The sequence below is a fragment of the Brevundimonas vitisensis genome, assembly GCF_016656965.1.
GTDB classification, from domain to species: domain Bacteria; phylum Pseudomonadota; class Alphaproteobacteria; order Caulobacterales; family Caulobacteraceae; genus Brevundimonas; species Brevundimonas vitisensis.
The window spans coordinates 2078877-2095447 of the sequence record NZ_CP067977.1 but is presented as its reverse complement, the minus strand read 5'-3'; the positions used below and the strand labels follow the sequence as shown (position 1 = coordinate 2095447).

General features: G+C 66.2%; 29 protein-coding genes. 24 read left to right on the top strand and 5 right to left on the bottom strand.

Translation table 11 applies throughout. The features are described 5' to 3' along the window. Positions 1-4: 4 nt before the first annotated feature. Entirely contained in the window at positions 5-1327 is a 1323-nt protein-coding gene (locus JIP62_RS10640) for a Fic family protein (protein ID WP_201102166.1), read from the bottom strand. Between the two features lie 97 nt (positions 1328-1424). Between JIP62_RS10640 and JIP62_RS10635 the strand changes: the two genes are divergently transcribed. The 3 genes from JIP62_RS10635 to JIP62_RS10625 all read left to right on the top strand — a co-directional run bounded on the left by JIP62_RS10635 (position 1425) and on the right by JIP62_RS10625 (position 3460). After that, entirely contained in the window at positions 1425-1658 is a 234-nt protein-coding gene (locus JIP62_RS10635; protein WP_201102165.1) for a DUF2188 domain-containing protein, read from the top strand. A gap of 91 nt (positions 1659-1749) precedes the next feature. Then, the gene (locus tag JIP62_RS10630; protein WP_201102164.1) at positions 1750-2862 is read left to right on the top strand and encodes a DpnI domain-containing protein; all 1113 of its coding nucleotides are present in this window, start codon (positions 1750-1752) and stop codon (positions 2860-2862) included. A gap of 55 nt (positions 2863-2917) precedes the next feature. Beyond that, positions 2918-3460 (top strand): hypothetical protein, encoded by a 543-nt coding sequence (locus tag JIP62_RS10625; RefSeq protein ID WP_201102163.1) that lies wholly within the window; start codon positions 2918-2920, stop codon positions 3458-3460. A 479-nt stretch (positions 3461-3939) separates the two neighbouring features. On the opposite strand, the gene JIP62_RS10620 is transcribed toward JIP62_RS10625, so the two are convergent. Genes JIP62_RS10620 through JIP62_RS10605 form a run of 4 tightly spaced genes read right to left on the bottom strand, consistent with a single transcriptional unit; the run spans position 3940 to position 5498 of the window. Beyond that, positions 3940-4197, bottom strand: a complete 258-nt coding sequence (locus tag JIP62_RS10620; RefSeq protein WP_201102162.1) for a hypothetical protein — start codon at positions 4195-4197, stop codon at positions 3940-3942. Then, positions 4187-4375 carry a hypothetical protein gene (locus JIP62_RS10615; protein ID WP_201102161.1) on the bottom strand — a complete coding sequence of 63 codons (189 nt, stop codon included), beginning with the start codon at positions 4373-4375 and terminating at the stop codon, positions 4187-4189. Before JIP62_RS10615 ends, JIP62_RS10620 begins: the two co-directional genes overlap by 11 nt. Before the next feature lie 5 nt (positions 4376-4380). After that, on the bottom strand, positions 4381-4845 hold the full coding sequence (locus tag JIP62_RS10610; protein ID WP_201102160.1) for a hypothetical protein: 465 nt from the start codon (positions 4843-4845) through the stop codon (positions 4381-4383). 8 nt (positions 4846-4853) lie between these two features. Further along, on the bottom strand, positions 4854-5498 hold the full coding sequence (locus JIP62_RS10605; protein ID WP_201102159.1) for an XRE family transcriptional regulator: 645 nt from the start codon (positions 5496-5498) through the stop codon (positions 4854-4856). A 69-nt stretch (positions 5499-5567) separates the two neighbouring features. On the opposite strand from JIP62_RS10605, the gene JIP62_RS15345 reads away from it, so the two are divergent. From JIP62_RS15345 to JIP62_RS10500, 21 genes are all read left to right on the top strand, one after another. Continuing rightward, positions 5568-5846 carry a helix-turn-helix domain-containing protein gene (locus tag JIP62_RS15345; RefSeq protein WP_201102158.1) on the top strand — a complete coding sequence of 93 codons (279 nt, stop codon included), beginning with the start codon at positions 5568-5570 and terminating at the stop codon, positions 5844-5846. Positions 5847-5848: 2 nt separating this feature from the next. After that, complete coding sequence (locus tag JIP62_RS10595) at positions 5849-6721, top strand: ParB/RepB/Spo0J family partition protein (RefSeq protein ID WP_201102157.1); 873 nt, start codon at positions 5849-5851, stop codon at positions 6719-6721. Then, the gene (locus JIP62_RS10590) at positions 6718-6954 is read left to right on the top strand and encodes a hypothetical protein (RefSeq protein WP_201102156.1); all 237 of its coding nucleotides are present in this window, start codon (positions 6718-6720) and stop codon (positions 6952-6954) included. The genes JIP62_RS10595 and JIP62_RS10590 overlap by 4 nt, the downstream gene beginning before the upstream one ends. Next, complete coding sequence (locus tag JIP62_RS10585; protein WP_201102155.1) at positions 6951-7193, top strand: hypothetical protein; 243 nt, start codon at positions 6951-6953, stop codon at positions 7191-7193. Before JIP62_RS10590 ends, JIP62_RS10585 begins: the two co-directional genes overlap by 4 nt. Beyond that, complete coding sequence (locus JIP62_RS10580; RefSeq protein WP_201102154.1) at positions 7186-7647, top strand: hypothetical protein; 462 nt, start codon at positions 7186-7188, stop codon at positions 7645-7647. The genes JIP62_RS10585 and JIP62_RS10580 overlap by 8 nt, the downstream gene beginning before the upstream one ends. Beyond that, positions 7644-9635 carry a transposase domain-containing protein gene (locus tag JIP62_RS10575; protein WP_201102153.1) on the top strand — a complete coding sequence of 664 codons (1992 nt, stop codon included), beginning with the start codon at positions 7644-7646 and terminating at the stop codon, positions 9633-9635. Before JIP62_RS10580 ends, JIP62_RS10575 begins: the two co-directional genes overlap by 4 nt. Positions 9636-9701: 66 nt before the next feature. Further along, positions 9702-10673 carry an AAA family ATPase gene (locus tag JIP62_RS10570; RefSeq protein WP_201102152.1) on the top strand — a complete coding sequence of 324 codons (972 nt, stop codon included), beginning with the start codon at positions 9702-9704 and terminating at the stop codon, positions 10671-10673. 11 nt (positions 10674-10684) lie between these two features. After that, positions 10685-11023 (top strand): hypothetical protein, encoded by a 339-nt coding sequence (locus JIP62_RS10565; RefSeq protein WP_201102151.1) that lies wholly within the window; start codon positions 10685-10687, stop codon positions 11021-11023. Positions 11024-11035: 12 nt separating this feature from the next. Then, complete coding sequence (locus JIP62_RS10560) at positions 11036-11560, top strand: host-nuclease inhibitor Gam family protein (protein WP_201102150.1); 525 nt, start codon at positions 11036-11038, stop codon at positions 11558-11560. Next, on the top strand, positions 11560-11895 hold the full coding sequence (locus JIP62_RS10555) for a hypothetical protein (protein WP_201102149.1): 336 nt from the start codon (positions 11560-11562) through the stop codon (positions 11893-11895). Before JIP62_RS10560 ends, JIP62_RS10555 begins: the two co-directional genes overlap by 1 nt. After that, the gene (locus JIP62_RS10550; RefSeq protein ID WP_201102148.1) at positions 11892-12128 is read left to right on the top strand and encodes a hypothetical protein; all 237 of its coding nucleotides are present in this window, start codon (positions 11892-11894) and stop codon (positions 12126-12128) included. Before JIP62_RS10555 ends, JIP62_RS10550 begins: the two co-directional genes overlap by 4 nt. After that, on the top strand, positions 12125-12619 hold the full coding sequence (locus JIP62_RS10545; RefSeq protein ID WP_201102147.1) for a hypothetical protein: 495 nt from the start codon (positions 12125-12127) through the stop codon (positions 12617-12619). Before JIP62_RS10550 ends, JIP62_RS10545 begins: the two co-directional genes overlap by 4 nt. Next, on the top strand, positions 12619-13044 hold the full coding sequence (locus JIP62_RS10540) for an ASCH domain-containing protein (RefSeq protein ID WP_201102146.1): 426 nt from the start codon (positions 12619-12621) through the stop codon (positions 13042-13044). Before JIP62_RS10545 ends, JIP62_RS10540 begins: the two co-directional genes overlap by 1 nt. Next, complete coding sequence (locus tag JIP62_RS10535; RefSeq protein ID WP_201102145.1) at positions 13041-13610, top strand: gp16 family protein; 570 nt, start codon at positions 13041-13043, stop codon at positions 13608-13610. The genes JIP62_RS10540 and JIP62_RS10535 overlap by 4 nt, the downstream gene beginning before the upstream one ends. Continuing rightward, entirely contained in the window at positions 13607-13894 is a 288-nt protein-coding gene (locus tag JIP62_RS10530; RefSeq protein ID WP_201102144.1) for a hypothetical protein, read from the top strand. Before JIP62_RS10535 ends, JIP62_RS10530 begins: the two co-directional genes overlap by 4 nt. After that, positions 13891-14313, top strand: a complete 423-nt coding sequence (locus tag JIP62_RS10525; protein ID WP_201102143.1) for a helix-turn-helix domain-containing protein — start codon at positions 13891-13893, stop codon at positions 14311-14313. The genes JIP62_RS10530 and JIP62_RS10525 overlap by 4 nt, the downstream gene beginning before the upstream one ends. A 165-nt stretch (positions 14314-14478) precedes the next feature. Continuing rightward, positions 14479-14940: an N-acetylmuramoyl-L-alanine amidase gene (locus JIP62_RS10520; protein WP_201102142.1), complete on the top strand. Its 462-nt coding sequence runs from the start codon at positions 14479-14481 to the stop codon at positions 14938-14940. Further along, positions 14937-15245 (top strand): hypothetical protein, encoded by a 309-nt coding sequence (locus JIP62_RS10515; protein WP_201102141.1) that lies wholly within the window; start codon positions 14937-14939, stop codon positions 15243-15245. The genes JIP62_RS10520 and JIP62_RS10515 overlap by 4 nt, the downstream gene beginning before the upstream one ends. An 11-nt stretch (positions 15246-15256) precedes the next feature. After that, the gene (locus tag JIP62_RS10510) at positions 15257-15751 is read left to right on the top strand and encodes a hypothetical protein (protein ID WP_201102140.1); all 495 of its coding nucleotides are present in this window, start codon (positions 15257-15259) and stop codon (positions 15749-15751) included. A 108-nt stretch (positions 15752-15859) separates the two neighbouring features. Continuing rightward, a complete protein-coding gene (locus tag JIP62_RS10505) occupies positions 15860-16270 on the top strand; it encodes a hypothetical protein (protein ID WP_201102139.1) in 411 nt (136 codons plus the stop codon). Further along, positions 16267-16569: a VpaChn25_0724 family phage protein gene (locus tag JIP62_RS10500; RefSeq protein ID WP_201102138.1), complete on the top strand. Its 303-nt coding sequence runs from the start codon at positions 16267-16269 to the stop codon at positions 16567-16569. The genes JIP62_RS10505 and JIP62_RS10500 overlap by 4 nt, the downstream gene beginning before the upstream one ends. Positions 16570-16571 lie beyond the last annotated feature (2 nt).

Here is a 16571-nt window from a genome sequence, read left to right as displayed (position 1 = left end):
GGCATCACGCATCGCTTATCGCGCGGCCAAATGGCAGCAGATCGCGATCAAGTTCTTCAAGCCTTTGCTTAAGCAAATCGTCATAATCGACGCCGATAAAATCTGTGTCCAGCTTTTGTTTGGGCAGGAACGCAAGTATTATTTCCGTTCTTGCTCTCACGCCAGCTTTAGTGCGCTCAATTAATTCAGCGGAAAGAAGTGAGTTTAGATCTCTCGATATCGTTTTGGCGGTTTTATTTGCATACATTTCGGCCAAAACGGGAGACATGTGCCTTAGTTTTTGAACCGGTGTATAGCCTCGATTTTGCGACAGCGCGAGAAGTAAGCAAATCTGGCGTTTATCGGCAATAGTTTTCTCCGTGCCGAAATATTCATGGACATAAGAGACCCACGCAACGTGCCATTGCTGTCTCTTTACGTACAGGATTTGCATCCTTAGTTGATCAACAAAGCCTCGTGTCGCGTAAGAGAGAAAGCCGACCAGATCGTCCTTCTTCGAGGCGTCGGAAAGCCGCCTGTAGTAGTCACCTCGGGTCTTGTTGTAGTGATTACTAAGAAGGTGAACGGCGGAAGAAGCCACGCCCGCCTCCATCAGGAAGCGAACCTCTAACATCCTGGCCGTCCGACCGTTTCCGTCTCCAAATGGGTGAATCCACGCGAGATAGACGTGCGCAATCACGGACTTTATGATTCCGTAGACGATAGCATCTTCGGCTTCAGGGGGTTCGAATCCGGTGTTTAGCCAGTCACAGAGTCTTTCCATGAGCGAGTCACAGTCTTCCCAATCTGGCGCTTTATAGTCGAACACTCCAACCGAGCATGTTCTAAATTTGCCAGGGTCAACGTGATCTTCTAATTCGAGACCATACAAAATATCCGCATTATAGTCTTTTATATCTTGTACAGTCAGCGGTTGACGACCGTTTATTTCGATCTCTTCAACAATACTGTTGGCCACGCCGAGGACATTTGTAATCTCCTGTTCAAGATACTTTTGTGATAGCGGCGTCGTGCGCTCGCCTTCGACGATTCGCAAAACCTGCGCCTCGGTGAGCGTGTTACCCTCGATCGCTGCCGTAGCGTGAACGCCTTTGGCTAGGAAAACGCGATGCAGGTTCTTTGCAAACTCGGGCATTAGCGGCACGCCCGCTAGGTGATGGCATTTGGAACTTGCTTCCCCCAAGGCCAGCCAAAGGCGCGCTGGCCATTCCCGGGTATCCGGAAGGCCAAAGACAAGCCACGGATGCGTCCGAAGGTATGACTCACCGTTTGACCGAATCTTGAGCGATGTAGGTTCGGTAGTTCCGGGGTTCTTCGATTTCGCCATTGAAAATGTCCACTCTGGTGTCCACCTGTGTGTCACCATCGGAGGGGTAACCTAATGTCGGGTTATCTCCTACGGCTGGACGGAGATTTTTTGCGATATGGCCAGGAAGATTTTTTACGTTGTGGTGAACGGCACGCAGTGGGGTGTCAGGTGCGAAGGGGGGCTGGTCAGCAGCCATTTGACTCAGGCCGCTGCGATCCAAGCTGCTCGTGGGCACGCGTTGGGATGGTGGAAAGCGGGCCAGCCTTCCCAAGTTCTCGTGCAAGGTGCTGATGCGAAATGGAGGACTGAGTGGACCTATGGCGATGACCCGCTTCGACACCCGGGTTGAGAGAGGCGGGGACGGTCTTACCGCGCTCGATGTCATTAGCGACTACACACGCGGTAAGGGCTAATTAGCCAAGCTGCCGCCATGCTGCGGCATGGCCGCCGACGACGAACCCTTCCGCAATCTCGGCTTCGCCGAGGACACTGCCGTCTTCGCCAGCGCACCGCAGAACGTCCGCGTCTTGTCCGAGGGCTGGATGGCGATGCACGGCTTCTGTCCCTCCTGCGGCGCGGAGCCTCTGTCCGCCTTCAAGGCCAACTCGCCCGTGGCGGACTTTCACTGCTCCGTCTGCGCCGAAGAATATGAGCTCAAGGCTCAACGCGGGCCGATCAAGCGGCGGATCATGGACGGTGCATATGGCACGATGACCGCGCGGCTGAAGGCGCGGAACAACCCAAGCCTGATGGTCATGAGCTACGATCCGGGCCGCACCCGCGTCACCGACCTGATCGTCGTGCCCCGTTACTTCTTCACCGTCGACCTGATCGAACCGCGAAAGCCACTCGGCCCGAACGCCCGCCGCGCCGGATGGCAGGGCTGCAACATCCTGATCGGCGACGTGCCGTTGTCTGGACGCATCCCCCTGATCATCAGCGGCGTGGTTTCGCCCCGCGCCGAAGTGGTGGACCGCTGGCGCTCCACCCTGTTCTTGAAGGACGCCAGCCTGAATGCGCGCGGCTGGCTGCTGGGCGTCATGCGGGCGGTGGAGGCGGTCAGGCGGCCAGAGTTGGCCCTCGACGACGTCTATGCCCATGAGGCGACGCTCTCGGCGCTCTATCCTGGGAACAACAATGTCCGCCCCAAGATCAGGCAGCAGCTTCAGGTGCTGCGCGACCGGGCTGGTTGGCGTTCAACGGGCGCGGGACGTATCGGCGGACCTGATCCCTCTCCCAACGGGAGAGGGTCGACGGGCCTGATCACCCCCCCCACGTCCGATCCTGACGGAAGCGTCGGGCAGGGTCTGGCCTTCGGATCAAGGGAGGATCGGATGGCAGAGGCGGTCAAGACGCTGACAGTGGCGGAGCGGCGGGCGGCGGCGAGGGGGGCGCGGCGGGTCGAGCGGGCGTCGCGCCATGCGGAGGCGATCATCGGCCTGGCCGAGGCACTGGCGGCGGCGTGGCACCTGCCCGAGGGATCGGCAGCGCAGCGCCGGGCGCGGGCCAGGATCGAGTGGGGAATCCGGGCCCTGAAGCGGGTGAAGCTGTGACGCGGCGGGGCCCTGTGTCCGCGCCTGACGCCGCTGTCCGGGATCCCTTCGTCCCATGAGCCCGCGCGCGCCCCAGAAAATTCGGTCGGGCCACATCTGGGAAGAGGTGCGGCGGGCGTGGGAGGCGGGGGAGACGGCGGCCTCTGTCGCGCGGCGCTATGACGTCGGCCTGGACAACCTGTGGCGGCGGCGGGCCAAGGAGGGGTGGCAGAGACGCCCGGCAGACGCCCCGCCCGAGCCGGTCGAGGGCTGGGACCGCTATGCCGCGCGCAAGGTCGAGGAATTCGAGGCCGAGCGGGAGGCGGTGCGCGAGCTGGCGCTGGACCTGGTGCGGGTGATGCAGGGCGGGCCGATCGAGGAGGCGCCGCTGTGGCACATGCCCTTCCTCTATGACTGGCGGGCGCGGCACCTGGGGCCCGAGGTGGCGGCCATGGACCGCGAGCGGGCGCAGGACCATGAATGGGCGCAGGCGTTCTGGGACGCCGAGGGGCGGCTGAGGCCCCTGCCCCAGCTGGACGCGGCGCTGATGCGGCTGTTCCGCCAGGATTGGCGGCGGCAGGTGGAGCTGCCGGACGGGGTGGCGGAGGCGTGGCCGTGAGGGGGCTGAGTCCGGTTGCTTGAGTCCGCCCCACCCGGCCGGATGTTAGGGGACATTAGAAACTGGAAGGGTGGGATACGCCGGGATTAGGCGGTCTACCGTGGGATTTCCCTTATTCATCAACGATCCCTCTTCCATAATTTTGTCGGCGGCGGCGGCGCGGGCTGTCTAATCGAAGTGGCAGTTTAGACAGACCTTCGACACTTGAACTTATAATTTTGTCGGCGGCCAGCGATCGGGGCGAGGTCGGCTTCAGGGTGGCCTCAGGCTGGGGTCAGGCTGGCCTCAGGCCCGGTGTGCCGGGATCGTCTTCCGTGGCATGAGGGCTGGAGGTGGAGCCGAAGGGCCGCGCGGGGTGCGAACCGGCGTCGGAAAAGTGGGACCTGGTGGTCCCAGAAACCTCAATGCCGGGCAAAGGCCCACGGGGCGGGACCGAAGGGGTCGCGAGAGCGGTCGCCGATGACGCCCGAAGTGGGACGCTATTTGTCGGGCTGGGTGGTCTGGTCGCCGACGTAGAAGCGGCCGTCGCTGATGTGCATCAGAAACCATGCGTCGGTGCCGGAAAAGGGCGGCAGGGCTGAGCGAGGGACGAAGCGGCCCAGGCGGCCGAAGTGGATTTTGACGCGCGGCACCTCTCCCGAGCCCAGGACATGGACTCCGCTCGCGGTGACCAGAACAGGCCAGGCGATCTTGCCCTCTGGGATGCCGATGCGGATCGGGGACGGTCTAGCCTTCACTGTCGGCGGAGCGGGTGAAGGCAGCCAGGACGTCGGCTTCACCCTCAGCGACCAGGCAGCTGAGCGATCCGCTGAGGAAAATGCGGGTGCCGTCCTCGGTCGCGGCGAAGGCCTGAACCCGGCTTTCGCGGATATAGATAGGCTGGCGTTCCGGTAGCTGAGTGAAGCGCTTGAACATGATCGTCAGGCCGGGATGGGCGGGAGGGCCGGAAGGTCGGCACCGTGAATTTGCCGATAGATGATCTGGGCGAGACGCTTGCTCTGTTCGAGGTCGGCGGGGCTGAGGTCGCCGCACTGGATGCGATACATGCCCGCGTCATCATAGGTCGCACCGGCCGGGCGACTGACCATGATCACCATCCGCCAGCCGCATCCCTGGACGGGTCGCGCGACGATCCAGCTGACGCCAGAGGTGTGGGCGTAGGAGATGTTGCGCTGCGCCTGGTAGTCGCCCTTCAGGGCGTCGGCGAGATATTCGGGACTCTTGACGTGGTCGAACTCGCAGGTTCGACCGATGTCCGGATCGGGGCAGGCGAGCAGCTTGACCGATTCGATCTCGACGGATGGCGATGGCGGGGCGGCCACGTCCCCGCAACCAACCACCCAGGCGCAGGCGAAAATGATTGGGCTGATCGAGCGGCGGATCATGTGCAGCCTTAAAGCATGGACCCCGACCAAAGGGCGCGGCCGAGGATTTGGAAACGGTTCAGGGCCTCGCCGGACAGCAGCTCGGGCTCGTAGCGGGGATTTTCGGACAAAATCTCGATGCCGTCGATGGTGCGGCGCAGGCGCTTCAGGCGAAGTTCGTCGTCGAAACGAAAGGCGAATACCTTCTCACGCAGGCGGGTATCCTTGAAGTCAATGACGACGCGGGCACCGTCGCTGATCAACGGCTCCATCGAGTCGCCTTCGGCTTCCAGGACGCCCAGACCGTCCCCGTTGGCTCTGCCCAAGGCCCGCAGCAGGTCCATATCGAACGGCATGGTGCCGATCTCCCTGGCTGCGTCGGAGAAGCTGGCCGTGCCGGCCGAAAGGCGGACGTCGAATATGGGCAGCCCCACATAACCGAACGACGAAGCGCTGGGCGCGCCTTCTCCGGTCGCCAGCCAATGCAAGCTGACATCGAGAGCCTTCGCCAAGCGGGCGGCCTTCAGCAGGCCCGGCTCGCTGCCATTGAGATACTTGCTCATGGCACCGGTCGAGATGCGTGCCCGCTTGGCTACGACCGCCTGTGACGTAGTGCCCATGGCAAGCTGAAGCCGCTCCGAGAAGCCGCGTGCCAAATCATCATCATCATCCACGATCGTGGTTGACGTGAATCGCGTGGGAGGCGTATCACTCACGATAGTGAACTTTCCTCACGAAGGCGAATGGCGTTGCATCCTGAAGAGATCAAGTGCGAGGTTCGCATGACGGGCATTACCCTGACAGGGTTGGCGCTGCGCCATGGGTTCAGCCCATCAGCTTGCCGCAAGGCGCTGGTGGTGCCCTGTCCTCGGGTCGATCGGGTGATTGCAAAGCGCATCGGTCGGAAGCTCCACGAGGTCTGGCCCGAGCGATACGACACGCGGGGCCGACGAATCTTCACGAAGGTGAATAGTAGCGCACTCCAAAGTGTGCCGCATCGTCTAAGCACGCAGGCGGTTTAGACATGGCTCAGGGGATCACATCCGGGCCGGTCGATCAGCCCGCCGCCGTCATCGATCCGGTCGCGATCGAGCAGATCGTTCTGGTGCCTTTGGCGCTGATCGATGCCAGCGACAGGCTGCGGGAGGTCAACGACGCCCACGCTGAGGTGATGGCCGCGTCGTTCACCGAACGGGGGCAGCGCACGCCGATCGAGATCGTGCGCCGGGGCGACCGGTTCCGTCTGGTCTATGGGGCGCACCGGTATAGGGCCGCCCAGATCGCGGGATGGGCCGACATCAAGGCCATCATCACCGAGGCCGACGACGCGGAACTCCGGCTGCGCGAGATCGACGAGAACCTGATCCGGCACGAGCTGACGGCGCTGGATCGCGCCCGGTTCCTGGCCGAACGCAAGCGCATCTATGAGGCCCTGAACCCAGAGGCGAAGCACGGCGGGGATCGTCGCAGCGACCAAGTGGCCAACTTGGCCACTTGGTCCTTCAGCGCCGACATCGCCGACAAGACGGGACTTTCCGAGCGCACGATCCGCCGGGCGGTTCTGCTGGCCGAGGCCCTCTCGCCGGACGTTGTGAAGGCGGTTCAGCACACGGCGCTGGCGTCCAATCAGGCGGCGCTGGAAGCTCTGGCGAAACATCCCCACGAACGACAGGTGGCGGCGGTCGGGCATCTGCTGGCCCAGGACAACCCCGCGCGGTCGGTGAATGAGGCCTTCGATCGGATCGACGGCAAGGCCGTCAAGCCTGCCGAAGACCGATCGCTGTCGCGCTCCATCGACCTTTGGGAGCGGATGAACGCCCGCGATCGGCGGGCCTTCCTGGCCTTCCTGGCCGAGGCCGAACTTCCCAAGGGCTGCTCGGTCGAGGTGACGAAATGATCCGGGAAACCAAGGCGCAGGAGCTGGGCGTCAAGCCCGGCGTCGTGTCGAAACGGGCCAAGCGGACTACGGCGCTGATCCGCTCCAAGCTGGAAGCCCTGGCCTATGAATGGTCGGAGATCGACGGGGCCGTCGAGGCGGACATCCAGGCGCTCTACGACAAGCTGGATGCCATCGACGTCGCGGTCGATGATGCTGTCGTCACCCTGCGCCGTCCGAGGGACGACGCATGACCGCCGCCGCCTGGACCTTCCAGAGCCGGATGGCGGTGCTGCGGGCCGTGGGCGCGGGCGACGGTCCTTGGGCAGGCTGGGACACCGGCGCGGCGGGCCGGACGGTCGAGGTGTCCGATGCCTATGCCGCGCGCCAGGCCATGATCCTGGACCTGCGGGCCGATGGGCTGCTGACCGAGCACAACCTGCTGACGGCCGAGGGCAAGGCCCTGCTGGCCGTGGAGCGGGCGCATGGGTAAGCGCGACCGGATCGATCCCCGGCAGATGGCCCTGTCGTTCGACGCCCCGGCACGGGTGACGCCGACCGAGGGGCTGCTGGCTGGTCTGGACACCTATGTCGCCGGGCTGGTGTCCGCCATCGTGCGGGAGGACTCGCGGTCCCAGGCCGAAGTCGCCGCCGCGATGTCGGCGGTGCTGGGCGAGACCGTGTCCAAGGACATGCTCTATGCCTATGCCGCCCCTTCAAAGGACGGACACAACATCTCGGCCGCCCGGTTCCTGGCCCTGGTCGTGGCGACCAAACGCTCGGACGCCCTGGACGCCCTGGTTACCCGGATCGGGTGCCGGGTGCTGGAAGGTGAGGAATATGTGCTGGCCCAGCTGGGCCACGTCCAAGCCGAGATGCGGCGCCTGAAGGCTCTGGAACGCGATCTGACCACGCGCGCGCGCCCGCTGGATGGGAGGGCCGCATGAAGGCGTGGTGGACCGCCCAAGACCTGGCCATGCAGACCCTGCCGGGCCTGCCGACGACCAAGCGCAAGATCAACGAGACAGCCGATCAGCTCGGCTGGGGCTCGCGCACCAATGCGTCAGGCCAGCCGCTGGCCCGCGCCCGCAAGGGCAAGGGCGGCGGGATGGAATATCACTATTCGGTGTTGCCGGTTCAGGCCGTCGCGGCGCTGGTCGCGCGCGGCCTGGTGGTCAATCTGGACACCGCCGCCCGGCCAATCGTGGCCCGGTCCGAACTATGGGCCGCGTTCGACGGCCTGCCCGAGTGCAAGAAGGCCGTGGCGCGGTTCCGGCTGGATATTCTGAAGGAGGTCGAGGCCCTGCGCCAGGCCGGGCATTCGGCCACCGGCGCAGTCGCCCATGTCGTCCACCTGCACGGTCTGAAGTTCCGCGCGGGGGAAGGCAAGGAGCACAAGTTCAGCGTCCAGACGGTCTATAACTGGCAGAAGGTGGTGCGCCATCTGAGCCGGGGTGACTGGCTGCCCGCGCTAGTCCCGCAGACTCAGGGCCGAACGGCCACGGCCGACTGTGATCCCGATGCCTGGGAGTTCCTGAAAGGCGACTATCTGCGCCTGTCGCAGCCCTCGTTCGAGAGCTGCTGGGACCGCCTGACCGATGCCGCCGCCCTGCATGGCTGGGCGCTGCCCTCGGCCAAGACGATGAAGCGTCGCTTGGACACCGAGATCCCGGAAGCGCTGCGGGTGATCGCGCGCGAGGGGACCGAGGTCCACGCCCGGATGTATCCGCCGATGGTGCGCGACCGCAGCCAGTTCCACGCCATGCAGGCGGTGAACGCGGACGGCCACCGCTGGGATGTCTTTGTCGCCTGGCCCGGAAGGGACAAGCCGGTGCGCCCGCTGATGCTGGCCATTCAGGACCTGTATTCCGGGAAAATCCTGTCGTGGCGTCTGGCCGAAAACGAAGGCGCGGACACGGTGCGCCTGGCCTTTGGCGATCTGTTCCGCGACCACGGCGTGCCCGAGCTGGCCTGGCTGGACAACGGGCGGGGCTTTGCCTCGAAGTGGATCACGGGCGGCACGCCGAACCGGTTCCGGTTCAAGGTCAAGAAGGAAGAGCCGGTTGGCGTCCTGACCGCCCTGGGCGTCGAGGTGCGCTGGACGCGCCCGTATTCGGGTCAGTCCAAGCCGATCGAGCGGGCGTTCGAGACGCTGTGCGACCACGGGGCGAGGCACCCGGCGTTCCAGGGTGCCTATACCGGCAACTCGCCCATGGCCAAGCCCGAGGACTATCAGTCCCGCGCCGTTCCCCTGCATGTCTTCAAGGCCGTCGTCACCAAGGTCATCGCCCAGCACAATGCCAAGGTCGGGCGTCGGACGCGGGTCTGCCGGGGCGTGCTGTCCTATGACCAGGCCTATGAGGCGTCTCGCGCCGGTGCCGTGATCCGGACCGCCACAGAGGCCCAGCTGCGGATGTGCATGCTGGCCCACGAGGGCGTGACGGCGGAGAAACGGTCCGGGTCGCTGCGCCTGTTCGACAACGTCTATTGGGCGGCGTTCCTGAACGAGCATCGCGGCGAGAAGCTGATCGTCCGGTTCGACCCGGACCGGCTGCATGAAGAACCGGTCCATGTCTATTCGCGGGCTGGCGCCTATCTGGGGGCCGCCGAGCTTCAGGCCGCGTCCGGCTTTGCCGATGCGACGGCGGCGCGCGAGCACAACCGGGCGCGGGCGGCCTTCATCAAGGCACAGAAGGATCAGCTGGCGGTCGAGCGGCGTCTGTCGGCCAGCGATGTCGCCGCCCTGCTGCCGGAGCTGGACGAGGACGACGTGGCACCCGCGCCCGCGCCTCGGGCGGTCCGCATGATCACCGGTCTGGGCTCGCTGGGCGGGGCTGCTGCCCTGGCCGCCGAGGCCGATCCCATCCGCTTTGACGACCGATACGCCGAGGCCCTGGCGCGAGAGCAACGGGACCATCTGCGGCTGGTCGAATGAGAAAGGCCGGTCGGGGCTGCCACCCCAACCGGCCCTGTAGGCACGCTTCAACAAAGGACGAATAGCATGACACCCAACCTCGGCAAAACCACCTTCAGCCCCCACGAGCTGGGCCAGCTGCGCGCGGAAACCAGCGCCTTCATCGACCGCCACGGCTGGACCGCCAAACAGTTCGCCGAAGAGTGCGAGGTGCCCGAGGGCACGTTCGGGCCCTGGCTGGCGGACAAATACCCAGGCTCCCAGAAGCGGATCGACGAGGTCGCATCGGTGGTGAACCGGTTCCTGGTCGCGCGGAAGGAACAGGCCGAAATGGCCGCTACCATTCCGGTCGCCCCAATGTTCCAGGAGACGCCGACGGCGCGCCGCATCTGGGCCGGGCTGGAGCACGCCCAGGTGTTCGGCGACCTGACGGTGGTCGGGGTCGGCCCCGGAATGGGCAAGACCGAGACCACTCGGCAATACCGGAAACTGCGTCCTCGTGTCTGGGTCGCCACGATGGCCCCGTCCACGCGCGGCGTGCCTAATGCCCTGATCGAGGTTCTGGGGGCCATGGGCGACCAGGACGCACGGGGGACGCCCCAAGCGCTGTCGCGCCGGGTCGCGGCCAAGGCGACGTCAGGCGGGCTGCTGGTCATCGACGAGGCGCAGCACCTTTCCCAGCAGGCCGTCGACGAGTTCCGGTCGATCCACGACAAGACGGGCGTCGGCCTGGTCTTCAGCGGCGACGAGAGCGTCTTCAGCCTGTTCGACGGTTCGCGCCGGTCGGCCTTTGCGCAGTTCCACAGCCGCATCGGCTATCGCGTCCGCCTGAGCCGCCCCGATCCCAAGGATGCCGTGGTGATCGCGGCGGCGCATGGGGTGACCGAGACCCAGCTGGTCAAGCTGTGCGGCGAGATCGCCAGCAAGCCCGGTGCCCTGCGCGGCCTGACCAAGACGCTGCTGCTGGCCAAGCGGATGGCGGCGATGGCGTCCGAGCCTTTGACCGCCACCCTGATCCGCGAGGCTTATGCCCAGCGGGCCGCAGACCAGGCGGCGTGAGGATGGGACCGATGACACATCCGCTCGACGCCATCCTGGCCGACGTCGGCATGATGGCCCGCCGCGCCATGGCGGGCACCCTGACGCCGCCCGAAGCGCTGGCGATCGCCAAGCGCATCCGGGACGGCGTCACCGCCCATAATGCCGATCGCGGCGGGTCCATCACCTACCTGCTGAACAGCCTGACCGAAGGCGTTCGCGAGGGCACCCTGACCCACCTGCGCGTCGAAGTGACAATGACGCGGATCAGGGACCGCCTGACCCCGCTGCGCGACCAGACGGCCGATCGCCTGCCTCCGCGACTGTCCCTGATCCAGGGCGGGCGCGCCGACCAACCCACCACCCACTGAAGGAAGACACCTATGGCCAAGGCCAAAATCAAGGCGCTCGCCACCCCGGCGGCGCAGTCGAAGGAAGAGACCGAGCAGCTGATCGCGCGCATGGGCGATCTGCAACGCCAGCGTCAGCGCATCCAGGCTGACTATGGCGACAAGGCCGCTCGGCTGAAGGAAGGCGTCGAGCAGGAAGTCCAGCCGATCGATGCCGAGATCGAGGACATCATGGTGCGCGTTCAAGGCTGGTGCGAGGCCAACCGCAACAGCATCACCCAGGGCGGGAAGGTGAAGTTCGCCAGCTTCGCCACCGGCGAGGTGAAGTGGCGCTCGCTGCCGCCGAAGGTCGGCATCCGCGGCGTCGAGAAGATGCTTGAAGAAGCCCGCCGTCTGGGCCTGACGCAGTTCATTCGCACCAAGCTGGAGCCGAACAAGGAGGTGATGCTGGCCGAGGCCGCGCTGGCGCGGACCCTGCCCGGCGTGACGATCGGCAGCGAGGGCGAAGAGTTCGGCATTGAGCCGTTCCAGGCCGAGATCGTCGGGGCGGCTGCCTGATGCTGCCTGGATATACCCCTGCCGCGACGGGCGGCATGCAGGCCGAGGCGACGATGAAGGTCGTCGCCGAGGTCCTGGCCGAACGGGGGCGCCAGGTCGCGATCGGCCACACCCCGGCGCGCGACGACGTCTATGTGGATGCCGAGCTGGCCAGAGGCAGCGCGGCCTATGCTTTGAACGCCAGTCGCTCCACCGCCGCGCCGTTGTTCTGGCCATGGCCGGGACACACCTGGCAGCCGGCCGAAGCGCGGCGCGACCTGATCAGGTCGGTTGCCTTGGCCATTGCCGAGATCGAGCGGCTGGATCGGGCGGCAGCGGCGACGGTGACGGCATGACCCGCAATGAGCAGCAGCTGCGCGTAATCCGGGCCAATGCCCTGATGTTCACCCGAGGCGACGTTCTGGCCGACTTTGAGGCGGAGCTGATCGCCGAGGTCCACAAGGGCCTCGTCCAATCGCGGTTCACGCGGGTGGTCACCCCGGCCGAGATGGCGGTGATCGACGATGCCATGGCCGCGATGCTGGCCGCCCCGCGCCAGGACCTGACCGACAAGGGGATGGCCGCGTGAAGCCCCTGCCGAAGACCACGCTGGAGGCGTTCGACCGCTTCTGGGCCGCCTACCCCTATCGGGCCGAAAACCCGAAGGCCCCTGCGCGCGTGGTCTTCGCACGGCTGCTGAAGGAGGGCGTCTGCGCCGAGGCCCTGATCGCCGCTGCCGGGCGATACGCCAGCTTCATCAGCCGGGAGAAGGTGAAGTCCATCTTCATCCCGCACGCCCGGAAGTGGCTGAACCAACGCTATTTCGAAGACTACATGACCGACCCGGATGCTCCGGCCTCGGCCCCTGAGGGACCGAGCCCTGATCACCCGCTGGCCAGCTTGTTTGCCGACGTCGGCGAAGGTCCCTGGCTGTCCTACTTCGCGCCGCTGGTGATCGATCAGAGCCAGCGCCCGGTGCGGATCACGGCCCCCCACCGGTTCGCGCTGGAACGTCTGACGCGCGACTATGGCCCGCGCATCGTCGCGGTGCTGGGGCCTGTCAAATGGGAGGTCCGCTGATGGTGGCCTACAGCTTCAAACCCGGCTTCATCGACGACATTCGATCTAAGGTGAAATGTCAGACGATCCGGCTGCCCCGCAAACGGCATGCGAGGGCGGGCGAGGCTCTTCAGCTGTTCACCGGCCCGCGCATGAAGCCGGTGCGCCTGGGGCGAGCGATCTGCGCCGCCAGCCGCGACGTCCGGCTGGATTTCAAAACCAACGTCGTCACCCTGGACGACTTCGAGGTGATTGCGGGGACCGAAGAGCTGAACGCCTTTGCCGTGCGCGACGGCTTCCGTCTGCCTGAGACGTTTCCGTCTGCGATTATCAAGATGGAGCCATGGGAATACATGGCCCGGTGGTGGGCGATGACCCATCCCGGCCAGACCGTGTTTCGGGGCGTCCTGATCGATTGGGGTCAGAGCTTCGAGGCCGCGAAATGATGGCCGCCCCTCGATATCGGCAGGACGTCGGCGACAGCCGAGCGCGGGCCATCGCCAAGGTGAAAATCGCGGCAAAGCAGCTGGGTCTGGATGATGCGACCTATCGCGCGATGCTCAGCCGGATCACCGGCCAGGACTCGGCCGCGAAGTGCACCGAGGCCCAGCTGGGCCGGGTGCTGGACGAGATGAAGGCCAAGGGCTGGAAGGCCTCGAAGCCTGCGGCGCGGTCAGAACGCTCTGCCTCCTCGACCCGACACGCCGCGAAACAGGCGGTGTCGCCTCTGGCGCTGAAGGCGCGGGCGATGTGGATTTCCCTGCACCAGCTGGGCGAGGTTCGTGATCCGTCCGAGGCTGCACTGGAAGCCTTCGCGCGCCGCCAGCTGGGCGTGGATCGCCTGCAATGGGCGGTGCCGTCGCAAGGGGCGGCGCTGATCGAGGCGCTGAAGGCGATGGCCGAGCGGGCGGGCTGGTCGCAGGACACCACCGGGCTGGCCCCGGACGAACGGCTGCCGGTGCTGAAGGCCCGTCTGGCTGAGCTGATCGCCCAGCGGGAGGCCGGACGATGACCGGCCCGAAGCGATTCTGGTGGAACGAAGCCGAGACGGTCGAAGAGATCGAGCGCGAGCAGCGCGCCCAGGACGCGGCCGACCGTTTGCTGGAGGTTCAGCTGGAAGCCGCCGCCCAGGACGTCCAGCGGGCGAACGACGCCTATGATCGCGCCCTGGTGCGGGTTCGCCTGGCCCCACAGGGCGAGACCCGCAACCGGCGCTCGGAACTGCGGACCGCCAACTTTCGAGTTCTGATGGCCGAGGTGCGCCTGGCCGAGCTGCGCCGGGGCGGCCCTCTGTGACCTCAGCCGCCGAAACATCGGCGGATTGGCCCGAGCTGTTGCAGCGGGTCGCGGACGCGTGCGGCGGCGGCGTGGCGCTGAGCCTGGCTGCGGCCTATGGCGGGCGCGAGATCTACATCCCCCAGGCGGACGGCATCGACGAGAGCCATCCCTTGGCCTTGACGCTGGGCCTGGCGGCGGCCCGGATGGTTGCGGACATCCTGAGCCCCGGCAAGATCGTGATCCCGATGGGGCCGACGTCCTCGGTCCGCCGCCGCAAGGCCGCCATGCGGGCGATGCGCCGCGAGGGCCGGACCAATGCCGAGGCGGCGCGCGCCCTGGGCATCCACATCCGCACGGTGGAGATTCGTCACCAGCGCGATCGTGAGCTAGGGATCGACACGAGCGATGCGCGCGAGGCCGATCTGTTCGGCGAGTAGTGCCCCGGCCCCGAAAGTTTTCGGGGTGGGAGTGAGCCCCCCAAGCTGGCCTTTCTGACCCTGCGTCCGCGCCGGGCGGCGCGTCAACAGGGGCTTCGCTCTTTCCATGACCCAGAGCCGATCGACAACCCGCCCGTTGCGCGGCGCAGCGGCGGCGGTGCGGCCGTGAGGGCGATCAGCAAGCTGGTGGTCCACTGCTCGGCGACGCCTGCCGCCCGCGACATCGGCGTGGCCGAAATCCGCGCCATGCACAAAGCCAAGGGGTGGCACGACGTGGGCTATCACTACGTCATCCGACGTGACGGCCGGGTGGAAAAAGGCCGTCCGGATGAGGTCACCGGTGCCCACGTCGTCGGGCACAACACCGGCTCGCTGGGCATCTGCCTGGTCGGCGGAGTCAAGCCGGATATGACGGCCGAGACCAACTTCACGCCCGCTCAATACGCATCGCTGGAGACCCTGCTGACCACGCTGTCCGCCCGGTATCCGAAGGCCCGCATCTGCGGACATCGCGACCTGTCTCCCGACCGCAACGGCGATGGGAAGGTTACGCCCGGCGAATGGGTGAAGTTCTGCCCGACGTTCGACGTGGCGGCTTGGTGGGCGAAGGCCACGGCCATTCGATGACCGACAGCCCCCTGGTTCCGCCGGTCCCGCGCCTGAAGGAGATCGAGTGGCTGTGGCGGCGGTGGTGGAGCTTCGGCGTCACCCTCATCGCCCTGGCCATCGTCGGCTTCATCGTCTGGTCGCTGGGCGGCTCAGCGATGTCGGACGCTCAGGCGCTGGCCATGCAGCACATCGCCTACGGGCTGATCGGCACGGTGATCTTCATCGGCCTGATCTATGTCGTCGGGGCCACCGCCTACGAGCTGACCCAGCTGGTGCAGGCCGCGCGGGTTCAGATCGCCATAAGGCGCGGGGGGCAACCGTGATTTGGGCCCCCTTGATCCGCACCGCGCTCGACTGGCGCGCCTGGGCCGTGGCGGGCGTGGCCGGGCTGGCCCTGTCGCTTTGGGTGGTGACGGTTGAACGCGACCACGCCCGCGAGAAGGCCGATGACCTGGCCGCTGACCTGACCAAGGCCGAGGCCGGATGGCTCGCCGCGCGGGCCGGAAAGAAGAAGGCCGAGGACGCCCTTGCCGACTATGCGCGCACCAGCGCCCTGACCTTCCAGGCCCAGGCGGAGGCGTCCCGCGCCATGGCCGCCGAAATCGAACAACTCAACCGCCGCGTCCGTGCGGCCCATCAGGAGATCGCCCGTGCGGACGGTTCTTTGCGTCTTGACGATCCTTTGCCTCGCGGCGTGCGCGACGGCCTCGCCTGCGCCGGTGGAGACGCCGTTGCCTGCGCCGCCGCCCCTGCCGGTCGAGTGCCGAGTGGAACTGCTGAACCCCGCGCCGACACCGGCCCCTCTGGCCGAGTCGATCACGGTGCGTGAGGCCCTGCAAACCGGCGCGTCCGATCGCGGGCTGGCCCTGAGCAACGCCGTCCTGGTGGGCGGTCTTCAGGCCTGCGTTCTGGCGCTGGTCGCCCAGCGGGTGACGCCGTGACCCTGGCCGAGACCATGACCGGCCTGGCCCTGGCGATCTCGGCCGCCAACTGCCTGCTGCTGTTCCTGACCTGGAAGCGGGCGGCGGCCTGGAAAGAAGGCGAGGAAGCCCAGGCGCTGATCCGGCGTCTGGACAAGTGCGTCAACGACATCGCCGCCATCAAGAGCCAGGGTCAGCAGGGCGATGCGCTTGCGGCGCGCCTGGGCCTGGCCGAGGGCGACATCACCGGCCTGAAGGCGCGGATGGAGAACGTCGCCACCAAGGCCGACGTGGCGCGCCTCACGGCTGAGATGACCGGGATCGAGCGCCAGGTGCTGGCGGTGGAGGGGCACGCCAAACGGATCGAGGGCGGCGTCGATCGGATCGAGGGCTTCCTGATGAACAACGCCGCGCGAGGGCACGCATGAGCTTCAAAGACCTGGTGGACGCCGACCGGCGTCTGGTGATCCTGGACCTGCTGTTGCAGGACAACGGTCACGGCAATGAGCGAGTGCTGGAAGCGGGACTGGCCCAGCTCGGCCACCGCGTCGGCCTGGAACGGGCCAGCGTTCGCGCGCACCTGAAGCATCTGGAAACCACCGGCTGCGTCACCATCGATATGTTCCGCGACACCATCATGGTCGCCTCGATCACCGAGCGCGGGGTCAAGGTGGCCAAGGGCTACATCACCGTGGACGGCGTCGCCCAGCCCACGCCCGGCAGCTGAGC

Bases quoted from the DNA above. Each gene is read 5' to 3' on its own strand.
- JIP62_RS10640 (WP_201102166.1), bottom strand. From the start codon at position 1,327: ATGGCGAAATCGAAGAACCCCGGAACTACCGAACCTACATCGCTCAAG.
- JIP62_RS10635 (WP_201102165.1), top strand. From the start codon at position 1,425: ATGGCCAGGAAGATTTTTTACGTTGTGGTGAACGGCACGCAGTGGGGT.
- JIP62_RS10630 (WP_201102164.1), top strand. From the start codon at position 1,750: ATGGCCGCCGACGACGAACCCTTCCGCAATCTCGGCTTCGCCGAGGAC.
- JIP62_RS10625 (WP_201102163.1), top strand. From the start codon at position 2,918: ATGAGCCCGCGCGCGCCCCAGAAAATTCGGTCGGGCCACATCTGGGAA.
- JIP62_RS10615 (WP_201102161.1), bottom strand. From the start codon at position 4,375: ATGTTCAAGCGCTTCACTCAGCTACCGGAACGCCAGCCTATCTATATC.
- JIP62_RS10610 (WP_201102160.1), bottom strand. From the start codon at position 4,845: ATGATCCGCCGCTCGATCAGCCCAATCATTTTCGCCTGCGCCTGGGTG.
- JIP62_RS15345 (WP_201102158.1), top strand. From the start codon at position 5,568: ATGGCGTTGCATCCTGAAGAGATCAAGTGCGAGGTTCGCATGACGGGC.
- JIP62_RS10595 (WP_201102157.1), top strand. From the start codon at position 5,849: ATGGCTCAGGGGATCACATCCGGGCCGGTCGATCAGCCCGCCGCCGTC.
- JIP62_RS10590 (WP_201102156.1), top strand. From the start codon at position 6,718: ATGATCCGGGAAACCAAGGCGCAGGAGCTGGGCGTCAAGCCCGGCGTC.
- JIP62_RS10585 (WP_201102155.1), top strand. From the start codon at position 6,951: ATGACCGCCGCCGCCTGGACCTTCCAGAGCCGGATGGCGGTGCTGCGG.
- JIP62_RS10580 (WP_201102154.1), top strand. From the start codon at position 7,186: ATGGGTAAGCGCGACCGGATCGATCCCCGGCAGATGGCCCTGTCGTTC.
- JIP62_RS10575 (WP_201102153.1), top strand. From the start codon at position 7,644: ATGAAGGCGTGGTGGACCGCCCAAGACCTGGCCATGCAGACCCTGCCG.
- JIP62_RS10570 (WP_201102152.1), top strand. From the start codon at position 9,702: ATGACACCCAACCTCGGCAAAACCACCTTCAGCCCCCACGAGCTGGGC.
- JIP62_RS10565 (WP_201102151.1), top strand. From the start codon at position 10,685: ATGACACATCCGCTCGACGCCATCCTGGCCGACGTCGGCATGATGGCC.
- JIP62_RS10560 (WP_201102150.1), top strand. From the start codon at position 11,036: ATGGCCAAGGCCAAAATCAAGGCGCTCGCCACCCCGGCGGCGCAGTCG.
- JIP62_RS10555 (WP_201102149.1), top strand. From the start codon at position 11,560: ATGCTGCCTGGATATACCCCTGCCGCGACGGGCGGCATGCAGGCCGAG.
- JIP62_RS10550 (WP_201102148.1), top strand. From the start codon at position 11,892: ATGACCCGCAATGAGCAGCAGCTGCGCGTAATCCGGGCCAATGCCCTG.
- JIP62_RS10540 (WP_201102146.1), top strand. From the start codon at position 12,619: ATGGTGGCCTACAGCTTCAAACCCGGCTTCATCGACGACATTCGATCT.
- JIP62_RS10535 (WP_201102145.1), top strand. From the start codon at position 13,041: ATGATGGCCGCCCCTCGATATCGGCAGGACGTCGGCGACAGCCGAGCG.
- JIP62_RS10530 (WP_201102144.1), top strand. From the start codon at position 13,607: ATGACCGGCCCGAAGCGATTCTGGTGGAACGAAGCCGAGACGGTCGAA.
- JIP62_RS10515 (WP_201102141.1), top strand. From the start codon at position 14,937: ATGACCGACAGCCCCCTGGTTCCGCCGGTCCCGCGCCTGAAGGAGATC.
- JIP62_RS10500 (WP_201102138.1), top strand. From the start codon at position 16,267: ATGAGCTTCAAAGACCTGGTGGACGCCGACCGGCGTCTGGTGATCCTG.